This is a genomic window from Pseudomonas psychrophila, from assembly GCF_001043005.1.
GTDB classification, from domain to species: Bacteria; Pseudomonadota; Gammaproteobacteria; order Pseudomonadales; family Pseudomonadaceae; genus Aquipseudomonas; species Aquipseudomonas psychrophila.
The window spans coordinates 142,753-156,659 of the sequence record NZ_JYKZ01000001.1; the positions used below are offsets into that span (position 1 = coordinate 142,753).

A 13,907-nucleotide genomic window follows, 5' to 3' on the forward strand; every position below is an offset into this window, starting at 1 on the left:
ACCCAAGATAACAATCAGTTTTTTCGATTATTTTCGTGAGGCCAGCTCAGCTTTTGCGGGCTCCAGAGAGTCGCGCACCCGATCAAAGGCCAAATAGTATTTATTCACGCTATTAACATAGCTGACAGCGCCCATTCCCACCTGCTCCATGGCAATTCGTTCCACCTGAAAAAACCATTGATTAGGGTTCAGCCCCCGTCGCCTGGCTTCTGCGCGCATGCCTTGTACCCGCTCGGGGCCCATGTTGTACGCCGCCAGGACAAAGGCCATGCGCTCACGCTCGTTGAGTTTGGGGCTGGCGAAGAATTTGCGGCGGATCAGAGCCAGGTACCGGGCACCGGCCTGTACATTGTTATCGACGTTTTGAATGTTGTTGACCCCCACCCGCTGCGCTGCAGAGGGGGTAATTTGCAACAGCCCTGTCGCTCCGCCAACGCCCTTGGCATTCGGGTTCAGGGTTGACTCCTTGAATGCCAGCGCCGCCAGGTTCAACCAGTCCATGCCTTGCTGGCGAGCATGCTTTTGCAACACCGGACGCAGCTTTTCAAGCTTCTGGCGGTCGGCTCGGGCCAAGGGGTAATGCACCCGATACAAACGTCGATACACCCGCTCAAACGCCACGTCCTGATCGGCCGGTGCCTTATAGCCGTCCAGAAAGCGGTCGATACTGGCACGCAACATCGAGGCATCGCGACGCACATACCAGCGCATCGCGTCGGGTTCGCTGACCAGCACCTTACGGTCAAACCGCAGCTTGGGCATCAAGGTGGCCCAACGCTCGGCAATCGGGCGCTCAACGATGGTCAGGTGAAAAATGCCGGCCTGCACCATCTCCAGCACATCTTCCACCGCCAGAGTCGGGTCTACCCATTCGATCTTCACCGGCGGCAGTTTGCGCAATGCGAGTTTTTGATTGATCAAATTGACCGAGGCGCCAGCCGCGCTGCCCGTGGTCAACGCCACCGTTCGGCCCGACAGCTGTTCAAGACGGGTGAAGCGACGTTCGCCCTTGACCCCCACCAACAGCAATGGCACATCGTCGACGATCGGCTCGCTGGCGCTGATGGCGCGACTGGGCTTGAAATCAATCAACTCCCCCGGGGCAACCACATCGCCTTCACCACGGGACAAGGCGCCCAGGAGTTGGTCCTTGGCTTTGGGAATGATCTTGAGAGTAATTTCCTGGCCATCACGGGCATGGCTGTTGAGGAAGCGTTCGAACGCACGCAGACGATGGTATTCAACGCCGATGGCCTGGCCTTGCACTTCTCCCGAGCTGTTGCGGCTCTGGTTGACCAACACCCGCAGCACCTGACTGCTGCGGATTTGCGCCAGATCGCGGACCTGACTCGGCTGCCCGACCTGCAAGGGTCCGGCCAATCGTGCCAGTGCCGGTAGTGGCAGTAGCAGCAGGCACAGCGCAATCAATAGCGTCGGTCTTGTCATCCGTTCTCCGGAAAGAATACAGCCCAGCACCCTGTCGGATTACCCGACAACCGGTTGCCCCATTTGGGACTTTTAAGCGCTGGAAACAGCGCGCAAAACAGTCAATGCGTCCTGTGGAAAACCGGGCATTGCGTTGTTGCGGCATTCAAAGACAACCATAACTGTCTGTAGTTCTTGGTTTTTCTTATAAATCTACAGCTCTGATATGCTTCGCGGCTTGTGGCCTGAGGTAGCACCATGCAACTCATCGATATCGGCGTCAACCTGACCAACCCAAGCTTCGACGGCAAGCACCAGGCCGTTCTGGACCGTGCTTACGCGGCGGGCGTGTGCCAATTGGTGCTGACCGGCACCAGCGTTGAAGGCAGCGAACAGGCCTTGCAACTCTGCCGCGACCTGGATGAAAGCGGTCAGCGACTGTTCTCCACCGCCGGCATTCACCCGCACTCGGCCAGTGACTGGAACGGCGACAGCGCCCGCCAGTTGCTCGCCTTGCTCAAGGAGCCCGGTGTGTGTGCCGTCGGTGAATGCGGCCTGGATTTCAACCGCGATTTCTCGCCCCGTGCCCAGCAAGAGAAAGTGCTGGAAGAACACCTGGCAATGGCCGTTGACCTGCAACTACCGGTGTTTCTGCATGAGCGCGATGCCAATCAGCGTCTGCTCGAAATCCTGCGCGACTTCCGTGATCGCTTGCCGGCCGCTGTCGTGCACTGTTTCACCGGCGAAAAAAAGGCGCTGTTCAGTTATCTCGATCTGGACCTGCACGTCGGCATTACCGGCTGGATCTGCGACGAGCGTCGCGGCACCCACTTGCACCCGCTGGTACGGGACATCCCCCGGGGTCGCCTGATGCTGGAAAGTGACGCGCCCTACTTGCTGCCACGCACTCTGCGACCCAAACCGAAAAATGGCCGCAACGAACCGGCTTACCTGACCGACGTGCTGCGCGAAGTGGCCGTGCATCGTGGTGAAAGCGAACAGGACCTGGCCGAACACACGACCGCCTGCGCACGGGCATTTTATGGGTTGCCGGTACTGGCCCAGAACTCGTAGCCGCTGGCGAAGGAACGAGGCTGCAGCAGGACAACGGCAACTGTGGGAGCGAGCCTGCTCGCGAAGGTCGTTCGCTAGCAGGCTCGCTCCCACAATAGGGCTTGGCCTACACCAGAGTATCTACAAAGAGCTTTGCTCTCTTGACCCACATCAACAAGATCCTCACTGAATAGCGGCACAATGATGGCACCTTGCCAACATTGTTTGCGCCAAATCAGAGAAGACCTCCCATGGGTACCTGGCTTAGCAACATCTCGCTCAAATACAAATTCTGGGCAGTCAATGCGGTGGCTTTTGTCACCACACTGCTGCTGGTGCTCTACGCCGTGCAGCTTGAGCAGCAATCGCGCGGTGCCGCCGCTCAGGTCGGCGCCCGGGACCAGGCTCAATTGCTCAAAGCATGGCCCTCCGGGCAACCCCTGCCTGAGGCCAGGCATTTGCTGCGCCTCGAGCCCAACCAGATCCCCAACGTCAACGATCAAGCCCTGCCACAGCTCAATCAGGCCAACGGTTGGGTTTCGATCAATCCCATGCCGCTGTCAGGCCACGATCTGCTGTTGGGCGCCGACGTGGTGACCCGCGATGACGGGCAAAAGATTGCAGTGCTGGCCTATGCGCCAAGTCTGGCGCAGGTGTTTGTCGAGCGACTGCCCAACTATGCCGCCGCCGTGCTGATCCTGATGCTGGCCATGCTCTGCGCCTCGCAATTGCTGATCCGCTTCCTGCTTAGCCAGCTCAATACCCTCAAGGACGTGATGCTGCATGTCGAGAAAACCGGCGACCTGTCTGCTCGGGTTCCTCTGGCCTGTACCGATGAAGTCGGGCAGATGGCCAGCGCCTTCAACGCCATGCAGGCCGGCTATCAGCGCGTGGTCAACACCGTGGCCCAGACTGCGGCGCAACTGGACGCCGGTGCCACCCGCCTGGCCAGCAGCATGGACGAGGTACGCCACGGCATGCTCGGCCAGCAAAGCGAGACCGACCAGGCCGCTACCGCGATCAATCAAATGTCGGCCACGGTCTATCACATTGCGCAACACGCAGGCGCCACCCGCGACCTGTCGCAAACGGCAGACAACCTGGCCGGTAGCGGCCAGCAGGTGGTTAGCCGCGTACAGCAATCCATCGCCAGCCTGTCCACCGGGGTGCAAACCACTGCCGAGATGATTCAGCAGCTGGCGCAAGACAGCCAAAAAATCAATGGCGTGGTCGGTGTGATTCACAGCATTGCTGAACAGACCAACCTGCTGGCGTTGAACGCCGCCATTGAAGCCGCTCGCGCAGGCGAGATGGGCCGGGGCTTTGCGGTGGTCGCCGATGAAGTGCGGCACTTGGCCAAGCGGGTGCAGACCTCCACCGACGAAATCACCAAAATGGTCTCGGCCTTGCAGGCGGGTACCCGTGACGCAGTGGACTTTATGCAGGAAAGCTCATTCAAAGCCGACGACTGTGTACAACAAGCTCAGGAAGCGGGCGTGGCATTGGCCGAAATCACCCATGCCGTGGCGCAGATGCGCGAAAGCAACACGCAGATTGCCGTGGCAGCCGAACAGCAAAGCCAGGTGGCGGAAGAGATGAACCGCGCAGTGGTGAGCATTCGTGATGTCACCGAAAACACTGTGCAACAAACCGTCGACTCGGCCACTACCAGTAATGAGCTGGCAACCTTGGCCGCCCAACTGAATAAAGCCATTGGACAGTTAAAGCTATAAGGCTGATAGCCATTGTTGATTCGCCGCAGGACGGCCATAAATCTATGATTTGTTTATCCGGTTCAGCGACAGCTGAACCCTCGAACAAGGAGAGCAATCATGGGCAAACGTCATCCAAACTTACCGGCCTGGCAATGGCGCTCCAACCCTCAAAGCCATCAGGGCAGCACGCATCAGGCAATCAACCTGATCGCGATACCTATCTTGATAGTGGCTTTTCTGCTGCTGGTGTCGGGGGTTTTCAGTGAGAACGCCACGAGCGCGGTGATCGGTCTGGTTGCCTTGTTTGCGGCGCTGATCCTGCAACACCAGGGCCGCAAGCTCGACAGCAAGACGGATAACAGCCAGACCTTCTGATCAGCCGAAGACGGCTACGGTCTGACGACTGATTGCTATCAGCTCGCCACCCGGCGTCCACAAATTGGCAGCCACATGACCGTAGCCGTCACGGGCATGCTCGATGACCGCCAGGTATTTGCACCACTCCAGCGTGCTGGCTTGGGGCAATGGCTGTACGAACTCGATGGTCCAGGTCAGCGTGCTGCCCGCTGTAGGCTTGTTCAGCAGCGGCAACAGCGCTGGTGGCCAGGCATCCACCAGTGCCAGCAAGTGGGTTTCTGTCAGAGGTTCGTCCTGCACATCCCCGGCAAGACGAATCCACCCTCCCATTTCCCGCGTACCGCGGCCTGTAAACGGCAAGGCGCCAACGGCCCATGCCATGGACAGGTGACGCATGAACTCAGGGGTTACGCCCTTGATATAGGGCAATAGCGGGCATTCGGCCGGGGCCTTCATCTCAGGAGCTGGCACGCTGTCGACGCTCACCGCTGACTCCCGTGATGCGCCAAAACTGCCTTGTACCAGGGTCACTACTTGACCCTTTTGCACAGCGCGACCCACTACCTGGCTGACGGCCCGACCTTCACGCAACACTTCGACCTCAAAGCTGATCGGCACATCCGCCTCGACAGGGCCGACAAAACTCACCGCAAGCGAACGCAACGCACGCTCGTCAGACACATGAGCGCGCATGGCTTCGTACTGCAAGGCCACCACCAAACCACCGAAGCTGGCACGTCCCTGCCCCCAGTCTGCCGGGATTGTTACGTTCAGGGGCGTGTTGCGCACTGCCGCAACCAATTCGCAAAACTGCATGAGCACCTCAAAAACAGAAAATATGACGGGATACTACCCATCCATCTGACTCTGCACAGCGCTGAATCGGCCAAAGATCAGGAGTGGAAGCAAGCCGCACTCAATTTGACCAGTGCCTTGTCAGCCCGTTTCTCACCCCGTTCAAGGGTCGCCTGCCATTGAGCGACACAAGGCTGCAAATCGGCCTGTTGTTCGGCTTGCAACAACCACTGCCAGGCATCGTGCCACTCGCCCAAGGCCTGTTGCGCGCCCTTGAGCCGCGTCACAACCAGAGGCGGCAACTGATTCAACTCAGGGTAGGCCTCAGCGGCATAGCGCACGCGCTTGATCAACAGCCTGACGCGATGGCGGTCATGGCCCGGATCATTGAGGGCTGCTTCCAGGGTTTGCCACTGCTTTTCCAGGACCTTTTCGATCCGCTTGCGCAAACCGCGCAGCAAGCCTTCACGCTCGGCGGCCCGCAGAAAGCGTGGAAACATATCGAGGATCATCAACAGCTGAGCCAACTGCTCACTGTCAGCCACCCGGGCATAACTGCCGGACAACTGTTGCAGACGACGTTGTGCCTGAATCGGGTAGCCCTTGTCCTGCAAGTGCGCCGCAAGCACTTCAAGATCGCGCAAGGGGGTAGTCAAAACGCCCACCTGGGACGCCGACATTTCCAGTTGCACCACGCCCGGCAAGCCACGCAATGGTCGCAACAGGCTGCGTAAACGACGCACCGTGGTGCGCAGATCATGCAGGGCCTCAGGGTCCGTATCGGCTTCAAGACGCGCCTGACAGGCCAGCAGCCTGACCTCCAGGCGCACAACGTTTGCAACTATCCGGTCAACCAGCTCAGACATCCTCACCCTCCACCCTCACTGCGCCGGCTCAACGTCCGGCGCGGGATTCACGAATATAGAAACGCGCCTTTTCGGCTTTCTTGGTGCAACCCTCAAAGGCTTCAAACTGCTGCTGGGTTTTGGCCGCCGTCAACAAGGACAACGCCTTGGAGTAGCTGACGGTGCCGGCAAAGCCTTCTGCCTTGGCCAGATCCAGCTCATGCCAGGCCGCATCCAGGTTCGTGGCACAGGTATCGCGATAAGCCTTGGTTCCCGCACAACCTGCCAATGCCAGTGCAATCAACGGCACACACATCCATGCTTTCATGGTTTTTTCCTCAAAATTAAATGTTTAGTGCAATCTCAGACGAACAACCTGCACAAAAGTGCCACAACGCAAAGATCAAAACATCAACAGAGCCTAGCCTAGCCTCTAGATACGGGTTCATGTCAAAAGCTGTCCCTACGACTCACAAAAAGGCATTGTGGGTCACTGTCAGGCAAAGGTGGGGCTCATGAAAAAACGTATTGCATTGGTATTGGGCTCCGGCGGTGCACGGGGCTATGCCCATATTGGCGTGATTGAAGAGCTTGAGAGTCGGGGCTATGACATTGCCTGTATCGCCGGTTGTTCGATGGGCGCGGTGGTCGGCGGAATTTATGCGGCCGGCAAGCTTGATCTGTATAGCGACTGGATTCAAAGCCTGGACTACCTCGACGTGTTGCGCCTTGTAGACGTCAGCTTCCGACTGGGCGCGATTCGCGGCGAAAAAGTCTTCGGCCATATCCGCAACATCGTCGGTGAAATCAACATCGAAGACCTGCGCATCCCCTACACGGCTGTCGCCACCGACCTCACCCATCAGCAGGAAATCTGGTTTCAGGAGGGCTGCCTGCACCAGGCCATGCGTGCCTCGGCGGCAATTCCCAGCCTGTTCACCCCGGTGATGCAAGGCAACCGCATGCTGGTCGACGGCAGCCTGCTCAACCCGCTCCCTATCGTGCCGGTGGTTTCCAGCCATTGCGACCTGATCATCGCCGTCAACCTCAACTCAACCCATCAAAGCAATTACCAACTGCCCGTTATCCAGCGCCCGGCCGCGTTTAAAGGGCGCTTTGACAACCTGATGACATCACTGGGCTCGCGCATACCGTTTCGTAACAAACACGCCGAGCAGTTGCTCAACCTTGAGCAAGAAATGCTCAAGCCACTGGTCGAGCCGCTGAGTCAGGAACAGCCAAATCCCTGGCTTGACTCGGGCCAACCTGCCAGGCCCGGTTCAGGAGAGGGTTCGCCCAAGTCGGCTACCGGCTCAGTCATCATCGACAACGTGGGCCCGGCCTCACTGCTGGACTTGATCAACCAGAGTTTCGAAGTGATGCAGACCTCGTTGGCGCAATACAAGATTGCCGGTTACCCGCCGGACATTCTGATCAACGTGCCCAAGCGGGTGTGCCGTTTTTTTGAGTTCTACAAGGCTGCGGAGCTGATCGCACTGGGCAGAATGATCGCCAAGGACACCCTGGACCGTTATGAAAAGGACGTGGCGTCCAACAACCGATAACCGACCCCGGCCTCGGTCACGATAAACCGGGGCCGGGTCGGGTCATCCGCCAGCTTCTGACGCAAATGGCCGACAACGATGCGCAGGTAATGGCTGTTCTCGATATGGGTCGGGCCCCAGATATCCTTGAGCAATTGCTGCTGGGTGATGACCCGCCCGGGATGGCGCGCCAGTTGCGCCAGCACGGCGTACTCCTTGCGTGTCAGGGCCACCTCGACGCCTTCGAGCAACACCCGGCGAAAGGCCAGGTCAACGGTCAACGGACCGAGCTCGAGCGCCGACGCCTGAACCTCGCCCGCAGGCGCCTGACGCAGCAACGCACGGATCCGCGCCAAAAATTCCTGAATACCGAAAGGCTTGGTCACGTAATCGTTGGCCCCGCCGTCCAGTGCCTGGACTTTTTGCGCTTCGCTGGCGCGCACCGAAAGTACCAGCACCGGCACGCTGGACCACTCGCGGAATTCGCGCAGTACCTGTTGGCCGTCCATGTCCGGCAAGCCCAAGTCAAGCACCAGCACATCGGGTCGCTTCAGCGCCGCCTGGCTCAACCCTTCGGCGCCTGTCGCAGCCTCAAGCACGGTGTAGCCCTGGGATACCAGACTGATACGCAAGAACTTGCGAATTTGCGGTTCATCGTCGATGACCAAAATAGTCGCGCTGTGGCTCATGGCTTCTGATCGTGGCAAAGAGGTGGCCCAAGAATATCAGTCTTCACGTTCCGGCCCTTCATTCTCGAGGCCCGGCTGCACGCTGACCGGCAAATACAAGGTGATGCACGTGCCCTGCCCGCCGATGCCGTCGCCGACAGTGATGCGCCCGCCGTGGGCGCCCACCATGCCCTGGCAGATTGCCAGACCAAGGCCCGTGCCCTGCCCGCCACGATCGCCACGGGCAGCGGTGTAAAACATGTCGAAAATCTTCGCCCGGTCTTCCTCCGGGATTCCCGGTCCCTGATCACCGACGGCAAACCACAGCTCACTTTCGTCCGCGCCTGCCGTCAGTTGCAAATGCCCGTGGGGCGGTGAAAAGCGCGCGGCGTTTTCCAGCACATTGACCAGCGCCTGCTCAATCAATGCACCGTGTACGTGCAGCAGCGGCAATTGTGGCGGCACATCCACCTGCACCTGCAAGGGCGCCAGCACCGCACGCAGACGGTTCAGCGCACTGCCTGCAATGTCGGCGGGCGATACCCAATCACGGGCCAGCTTCAATGCACCGTGGCCCAGCCGGGTCATGTCCAGCAGGTTCTGGATATAGCGATCCAGCCGCTCCGCCTCATCACGCGTGCCCTCAAGCAATTCGCGCCGGTCGGCCAAGGGAATTGCCTCTCCCAATGCCAGCAAGGTGTCGATGCTGCCACGCATGCTGGTCAGCGGCGTGCGCAGATCATGGGACACCGACGCCAGCAGCGCACTGCGCAACTGCTCGGTTTCGCCGTGCAGGCGGGCGGCTTCCAGGTCCTGGGCCAAACGTGCGCGAGCCAGCGCCTGAGCCAGGGGTTGGCTCAAAGCCATCAGCAAACGACGTCGCTGGCCGCTGAGTTGCTGCCCTTGCTTGGGGCACACCCCGAGCAAGGCCAACGGTCCTTCCTCGGCGCTTATCGGCCACCACCACCAACGCCCCATCGGCAAGGTGCCCGTACCCTTGCCTGCGGGCTGGTCATGGGTCCAGGCCCAGTCCGCAGCGGCGCGCTCGGCTTCGGAAAACTGCAACGGCCCGCCTGTTTCAACGTCCCAGCCGCCATTGTCATTGCGATTGAGCAGGCACACATCCAGCTCTTTCCAGCCGCTCAAGTGCTGACCGGCCGCACTGACCACGGCCTTGCGATCGGTGGCGGCGGTGAGCTTGCGCGACAGATCGAGTAACTCGGTGGTTTCTTGCTGGGTATCGCGCAAGGCCTGCAATTGCCGACGCTGACGGGCCGCTAGGTTGCCGGTCAACGCCGCCATCAGCAAAAAGAACACCAGCGTGAGCACGTCTTCTTCGCGCTGAATGCTGAAAGAAAAATTGGGCGGGATGAATAGGAAGTCATAGGCCAGAAATGACATGGCCGCACAGGCCAGTGACGGCCCCAGACTGCTGCGTACAGCCACCAGCAACACAGCGGCCAGGAACACCAGGGAGATATTGGGCAGCGCCAGCACGCTGGACACCCCCCAGGCCAGGGCGCTGGCCAATACCGTGGCAACCAGCGCCAGCCCGTAGTCAAACCACACCAGCGAATGTTCACGCCGGCTGACGGTCGGCGCTGGAGATTGCTCGTTATCGAGCACGTTGATTTCCAGGCCATGGGAATCGCGCAACAAGCGCGCCGCCAGCCCGCCACCCAAAAGCCGCCGGCGCCAGGTCAAACGCGACTGGCCCACCAGCAGCAAGCTGGCACGGCGCTCACCGGCGTGCTGGATCAGGGTTTTGGCTACTTCACCGGCACGCAGCAACACCACTTCGCCGCCAAGGCGCTCCGCCAGTTGCTGAGCGCTTTGCAGGCGCAGGCGTGATTGCTCGTCACGTACCGTGCCGTTGTCGACATGCACCAGGCTCCAGGGCAAATGCCTACGTTCGGCAACCCGGCTGGCGTGACGCACCAGACGCTCGGCATGCTCATCGCCATCGATCCCGACCAGTAACCGGCCGCGCAACGCCGGGGCCGATTGCCCCTGCTGGCGATAGCCTTTGTCCAGTTCATCGTCGACGTACACGGCCGCCGTCTGCATCGCCAGTTCACGCAGGGCGTTGAGGTTGGTCTGGCTGAAAAACGCATCAATCGCCGCCCGCGCCTGTTCCGGCACATACACCTTGCCCTCGCGCAAACGCTCCAGCAGTTCACGGGGCGGCAGATCGATCAGCAACAGTTCGTAGGCTTCCTGCACGATCCAGTCCGGCAGGGTTTCACGCACTTGCACCCCGGTGATACCGCGCACTTGATCGTTAAGGCTTTCCAGGTGCTGGACGTTGACCGTGGTGTACACATCGATTCCGGCAGCCAGCAGTTCCTGCACGTCCTGCCAGCGCTTGGCATGCCGGCTGCCAGGGGCGTTGCTGTGGGCCAGCTCATCGACCAGCACCAACTTGGGCCTGGCCGCGAGCAATCCATCAAGGTCCATTTCTTCGAGCTGCACGCCGCGATATTCCGAGCGCAGCATCGGCTGCTGCGCCAAGCCATTGAGCAACGCCTCGGTCTCGGCCCGGCCATGGGTTTCGACGACCCCGGCCAGCACCTGAACCCCTTGGCGCAACTGAGTGTGAGCGGCTTGCAACATAGCGTAGGTCTTGCCCACGCCGGGTGCCGCGCCAAGGAACACCTTGAGCCGGCCACGGCCTGCGCGTGGCAAATCAGCTAACAGCGCATCGGCGCGACCGGAATGACTCATGGGTTTACCTGTAAATCGGGTGTGTGTATGTGACCTGTGGGAGCGGGCTTGCTCGCGATGCAAACGATGCGGTCGTCAGATAAACCGCAGTGCTGCCATCGCGAGCAAGCCCGCTCCCACACATGAAGGTGTCAGTTGTTGAGCTGCGCCAACGCCTGATTCAATAGCAAGACGTTAACCACCGGCGGCCCCACCAGCGGCTGCTCGGTATGTTCAGCCACCAGCTGCTCGACGGACTGCACCGGCACATTGCGCGCAGCAGCTACACGGGCCAGTTGATAGCGTATTGCCTCTGGTGGCAAGTGCGGGTCCAGCCCGCTGCCCGAGGTGGTCAGCAAAGCCAGTGGCACCGGGCCCTGCCCCGGCACGGCGAGCTGGGTGGCGCTGTCCTTGACCCGCGTGGCCAGTGCCGGGTTGCTCGGCGCCAGGTTACTGGCCGAACTGGCCACTGTGGCATAGGTCCCCGCCGATGGCCGGGGGTGAAACCAGGTGTCGCCACTGAAGTCCTGAGCGATCAGCGCCGAGCCCAGCACCTTGCCAGCGCTGTCGCGCACCAGGCTGCCATTGGCCTGCTCCGGGAACGCCAGTTGCGCAATCCCGGTGACGGTCAGCGGGTAGATCACGCCGGTGATGGCGGTCATCAACAGCATCAGGCTCAGGGCCGGACGTAGAAAAGTAGTCATGGGGAAATCCTCCAATGCTTAAACCAGATGCAGCGCCGTGAGCAGCATGTCGATCAGCTTGATGCCCACAAACGGCACCACCAGCCCGCCCACGCCATAGATCAGCAAGTTGCGACGCAGCAAGTGCGCAGCACTGGCCGCCTGAACACGTACGCCACGCAATGCCAGCGGGATCAGCACCACGATAATCAATGCGTTGAACACGATGGCCGACAAAATCGCGCTCTGCGGACTGCTCAGCCCCATCACGTTCAGCACGCCCAATTGCGGATAGATCGAAGCAAATAACGCGGGCAGGATCGCAAAGTACTTGGCCACGTCGTTGGCGATCGAGAACGTGGTCAACGCGCCACGGGTCACCAGCAACTCTTTGCCGATTTGCACCACATCAAGCAGTTTGGTCGGATCGCTGTCGAGGTCGACCATGTTTGCCGCTTCGCGGGCAGCCTGGGTGCCGTCGTTCATTGCCATGCCGACATCAGCCTGGGCCAGGGCCGGGGCGTCGTTGGCACCATCACCGCACATGGCCACCAGCCGCCCGTCATTCTGTTCATGACGAATACGCGCCAGTTTTTTCTCCGGTGTGGCCTCTGCCAGCACGTCATCCACCCCCGCTTCGGCGGCAATCGCTGCGGCGGTCAGCGGGTTGTCGCCCGTGACCATGACGGTGCGAATCCCCAACGTGCGCAATTCAGCGAAGCGCTCGCGAATTCCCGGTTTCACCACGTCCTTGAGATGGATCGCACCTAATAACTTTCCTTGGGCGCACACCAGCAACGGGGTGCCGCCGCTCTGGGCAATCTTGTCGATTTCCCGCGACAGGGCGGGCAACAGTTCGCCGCGCTTGAGACCGACAAACGCCAGCACCGAATCCACAGCCCCTTTGCGGTACACCTGGCCGTTGTAATCGATCCCCGACAAGCGCGTTTCAGCCGTAAACGGTACCGCGCTGAAGTCAGACCCCGGCAGCTCAGGCAGGGCGTACTGGCCCCGGATGAACTCAACGATGGATTTGCCTTCGGCCGTCTCGTCCGCCAGCGAGGCCCGCAACGCGCCTTCGGCCAGCTCTTTGGCCGTCACCCCGGGGGATGCATACAACGCCGTGCAGCGACGGTTACCGAAGGTGATCGTGCCGGTCTTGTCGAGCATCAGGACATGTACATCACCCGCTGCTTCAACCGCCCGCCCTGACTTGGCGATCACGTTGAGGCGCACCAGACGGTCCATCCCGGCAATGCCAATGGCCGACAGCAAGCCGCCAATGGTGGTCGGGATCAGCGTGACCAGCAGCGCCACCAAAAACACCAGCGGCAAGCTGCCACCGGCGAAGTAGGCAAACGGCTGTAAGGTCACGACCACGATCAGAAAGATCAGGGTCAAGCCGATCAGCAGGATATCCAGCGCCACTTCATTGGGGGTTTTCTGGCGCTTGGCACCTTCGACCAGGGCGATCATGCGGTCCAAGGTCGACTCGCCGGGATTGGTGCTGATTTGCACCAGCAGCCAGTCACTCACCAGTCGCGTGTTGCCGGTCACCGCCGAGCGATCACCGCCCGACTCACGGATCACCGGCGCAGACTCACCGGTAATCGCCGCTTCGTTGACCGCGGCAATCCCCTCGATGACTTCGCCGTCTCCGGGGATCATCTCCCCCGCTTCGACGCGCACCACATCGCCCTTGCGCAAACGGGTGGCGGGCACCCCTTCAAAACTGCCCGTGGTGGTACGCCGACGAGCACTCAAGCCTACGCTGCCAGCCTTGAGGCTGTCGGCCCGGGCTTTGCCCCGGCCCTCGGCCAACGCTTCGGCAAAGTTGGCGAACAACACGGTAAACCACAGCCACAGGGCGATTTGCACGGCCACTGCGGTGGGCACTGCCGGCTCTGGCATAAAGCACAGCACCGTAGTGAAAATCGCCGTCAGTTCAACCACCAGCATGACCGGCGAGCGCTTGAGCTGACGCGGGTCGAGCTTGACGAAGGCTTGCAGCAGCGCCGGGCGCCAGATGTCGGCGAACGAGGTTTTGGGTGATTCGGGCGCCTTGGCCTCAGGAGTGGGTGTCAACTTTGAAACAGGAGCAGGCATTGTCATCATCGTC

The 13,907-nt window shown here is 60.5% G+C and carries 12 protein-coding genes; 4 read left to right on the forward strand and 8 right to left on the reverse strand.

Features of this window, described 5'->3' with window-relative positions; translation table 11 throughout:
- Positions 1-27 precede the first annotated feature (27 nt).
- Positions 28-1,446: an MltF family protein gene (locus tag TU76_RS00645; protein WP_037032649.1), complete on the reverse strand. Its 1,419-nt coding sequence runs from the start codon at positions 1,444-1,446 to the stop codon at positions 28-30.
- Between the two features lie 237 nt (positions 1,447-1,683).
- Here TU76_RS00645 and TU76_RS00650 point away from each other — a divergent pair, with 237 nt between their 5' ends.
- The 3 genes from TU76_RS00650 (at position 1,684) to TU76_RS00660 (ending at position 4,568) form a co-directional block, all read left to right on the forward strand.
- Positions 1,684-2,499 carry a TatD family hydrolase gene (locus TU76_RS00650; protein WP_046810297.1) on the forward strand — a complete coding sequence of 272 codons (816 nt, stop codon included), beginning with the start codon at positions 1,684-1,686 and terminating at the stop codon, positions 2,497-2,499.
- 230 nt (positions 2,500-2,729) lie between these two features.
- Positions 2,730-4,211 (forward strand): methyl-accepting chemotaxis protein, encoded by a 1,482-nt coding sequence (locus TU76_RS00655; protein WP_048350851.1) that lies wholly within the window; start codon positions 2,730-2,732, stop codon positions 4,209-4,211.
- Positions 4,212-4,310: 99 nt separating this feature from the next.
- The gene (locus tag TU76_RS00660) at positions 4,311-4,568 is read left to right on the forward strand and encodes a hypothetical protein (RefSeq protein ID WP_019827571.1); all 258 of its coding nucleotides are present in this window, start codon (positions 4,311-4,313) and stop codon (positions 4,566-4,568) included.
- Here the strand turns inward: TU76_RS00660 and TU76_RS00665 are convergent, their stop codons facing one another.
- From TU76_RS00665 to TU76_RS00675, 3 genes are all read right to left on the reverse strand, one after another.
- A complete protein-coding gene (locus TU76_RS00665; RefSeq protein ID WP_019827569.1) occupies positions 4,569-5,366 on the reverse strand; it encodes an acyl-CoA thioesterase in 798 nt (265 codons plus the stop codon).
- Positions 5,367-5,443: 77 nt separating this feature from the next.
- Positions 5,444-6,211, reverse strand: coding sequence for a CHAD domain-containing protein (locus TU76_RS00670; RefSeq protein WP_019827567.1), 768 nt, complete (start codon positions 6,209-6,211; stop codon positions 5,444-5,446).
- 28 nt (positions 6,212-6,239) lie between these two features.
- Complete coding sequence (locus TU76_RS00675; RefSeq protein WP_019827565.1) at positions 6,240-6,518, reverse strand: hypothetical protein; 279 nt, start codon at positions 6,516-6,518, stop codon at positions 6,240-6,242.
- 187 nt (positions 6,519-6,705) lie between these two features.
- On the opposite strand from TU76_RS00675, the gene TU76_RS00680 reads away from it, so the two are divergent.
- Positions 6,706-7,755 carry a patatin-like phospholipase family protein gene (locus tag TU76_RS00680; RefSeq protein ID WP_048350852.1) on the forward strand — a complete coding sequence of 350 codons (1,050 nt, stop codon included), beginning with the start codon at positions 6,706-6,708 and terminating at the stop codon, positions 7,753-7,755.
- Here the strand turns inward: TU76_RS00680 and TU76_RS00685 are convergent.
- The 4 genes from TU76_RS00685 to kdpB all read right to left on the reverse strand — a co-directional run bounded on the left by TU76_RS00685 (position 7,722) and on the right by kdpB (position 13,900).
- On the reverse strand, positions 7,722-8,423 hold the full coding sequence (locus TU76_RS00685; RefSeq protein WP_048350853.1) for a response regulator: 702 nt from the start codon (positions 8,421-8,423) through the stop codon (positions 7,722-7,724). The genes TU76_RS00680 and TU76_RS00685 overlap by 34 nt on opposite strands.
- 36 nt (positions 8,424-8,459) lie before the next feature.
- A complete protein-coding gene (locus tag TU76_RS00690) occupies positions 8,460-11,126 on the reverse strand; it encodes a sensor histidine kinase (protein ID WP_019827559.1) in 2,667 nt (888 codons plus the stop codon).
- Positions 11,127-11,257: 131 nt separating this feature from the next.
- Entirely contained in the window at positions 11,258-11,809 is a 552-nt protein-coding gene (gene kdpC, locus TU76_RS00695; RefSeq protein WP_019827557.1) for a potassium-transporting ATPase subunit KdpC, read from the reverse strand.
- Positions 11,810-11,827: 18 nt separating this feature from the next.
- Positions 11,828-13,900, reverse strand: coding sequence for a potassium-transporting ATPase subunit KdpB (gene kdpB, locus TU76_RS00700; protein ID WP_048350854.1), 2,073 nt, complete (start codon positions 13,898-13,900; stop codon positions 11,828-11,830).
- Positions 13,901-13,907: the final 7 nt, after the last annotated feature.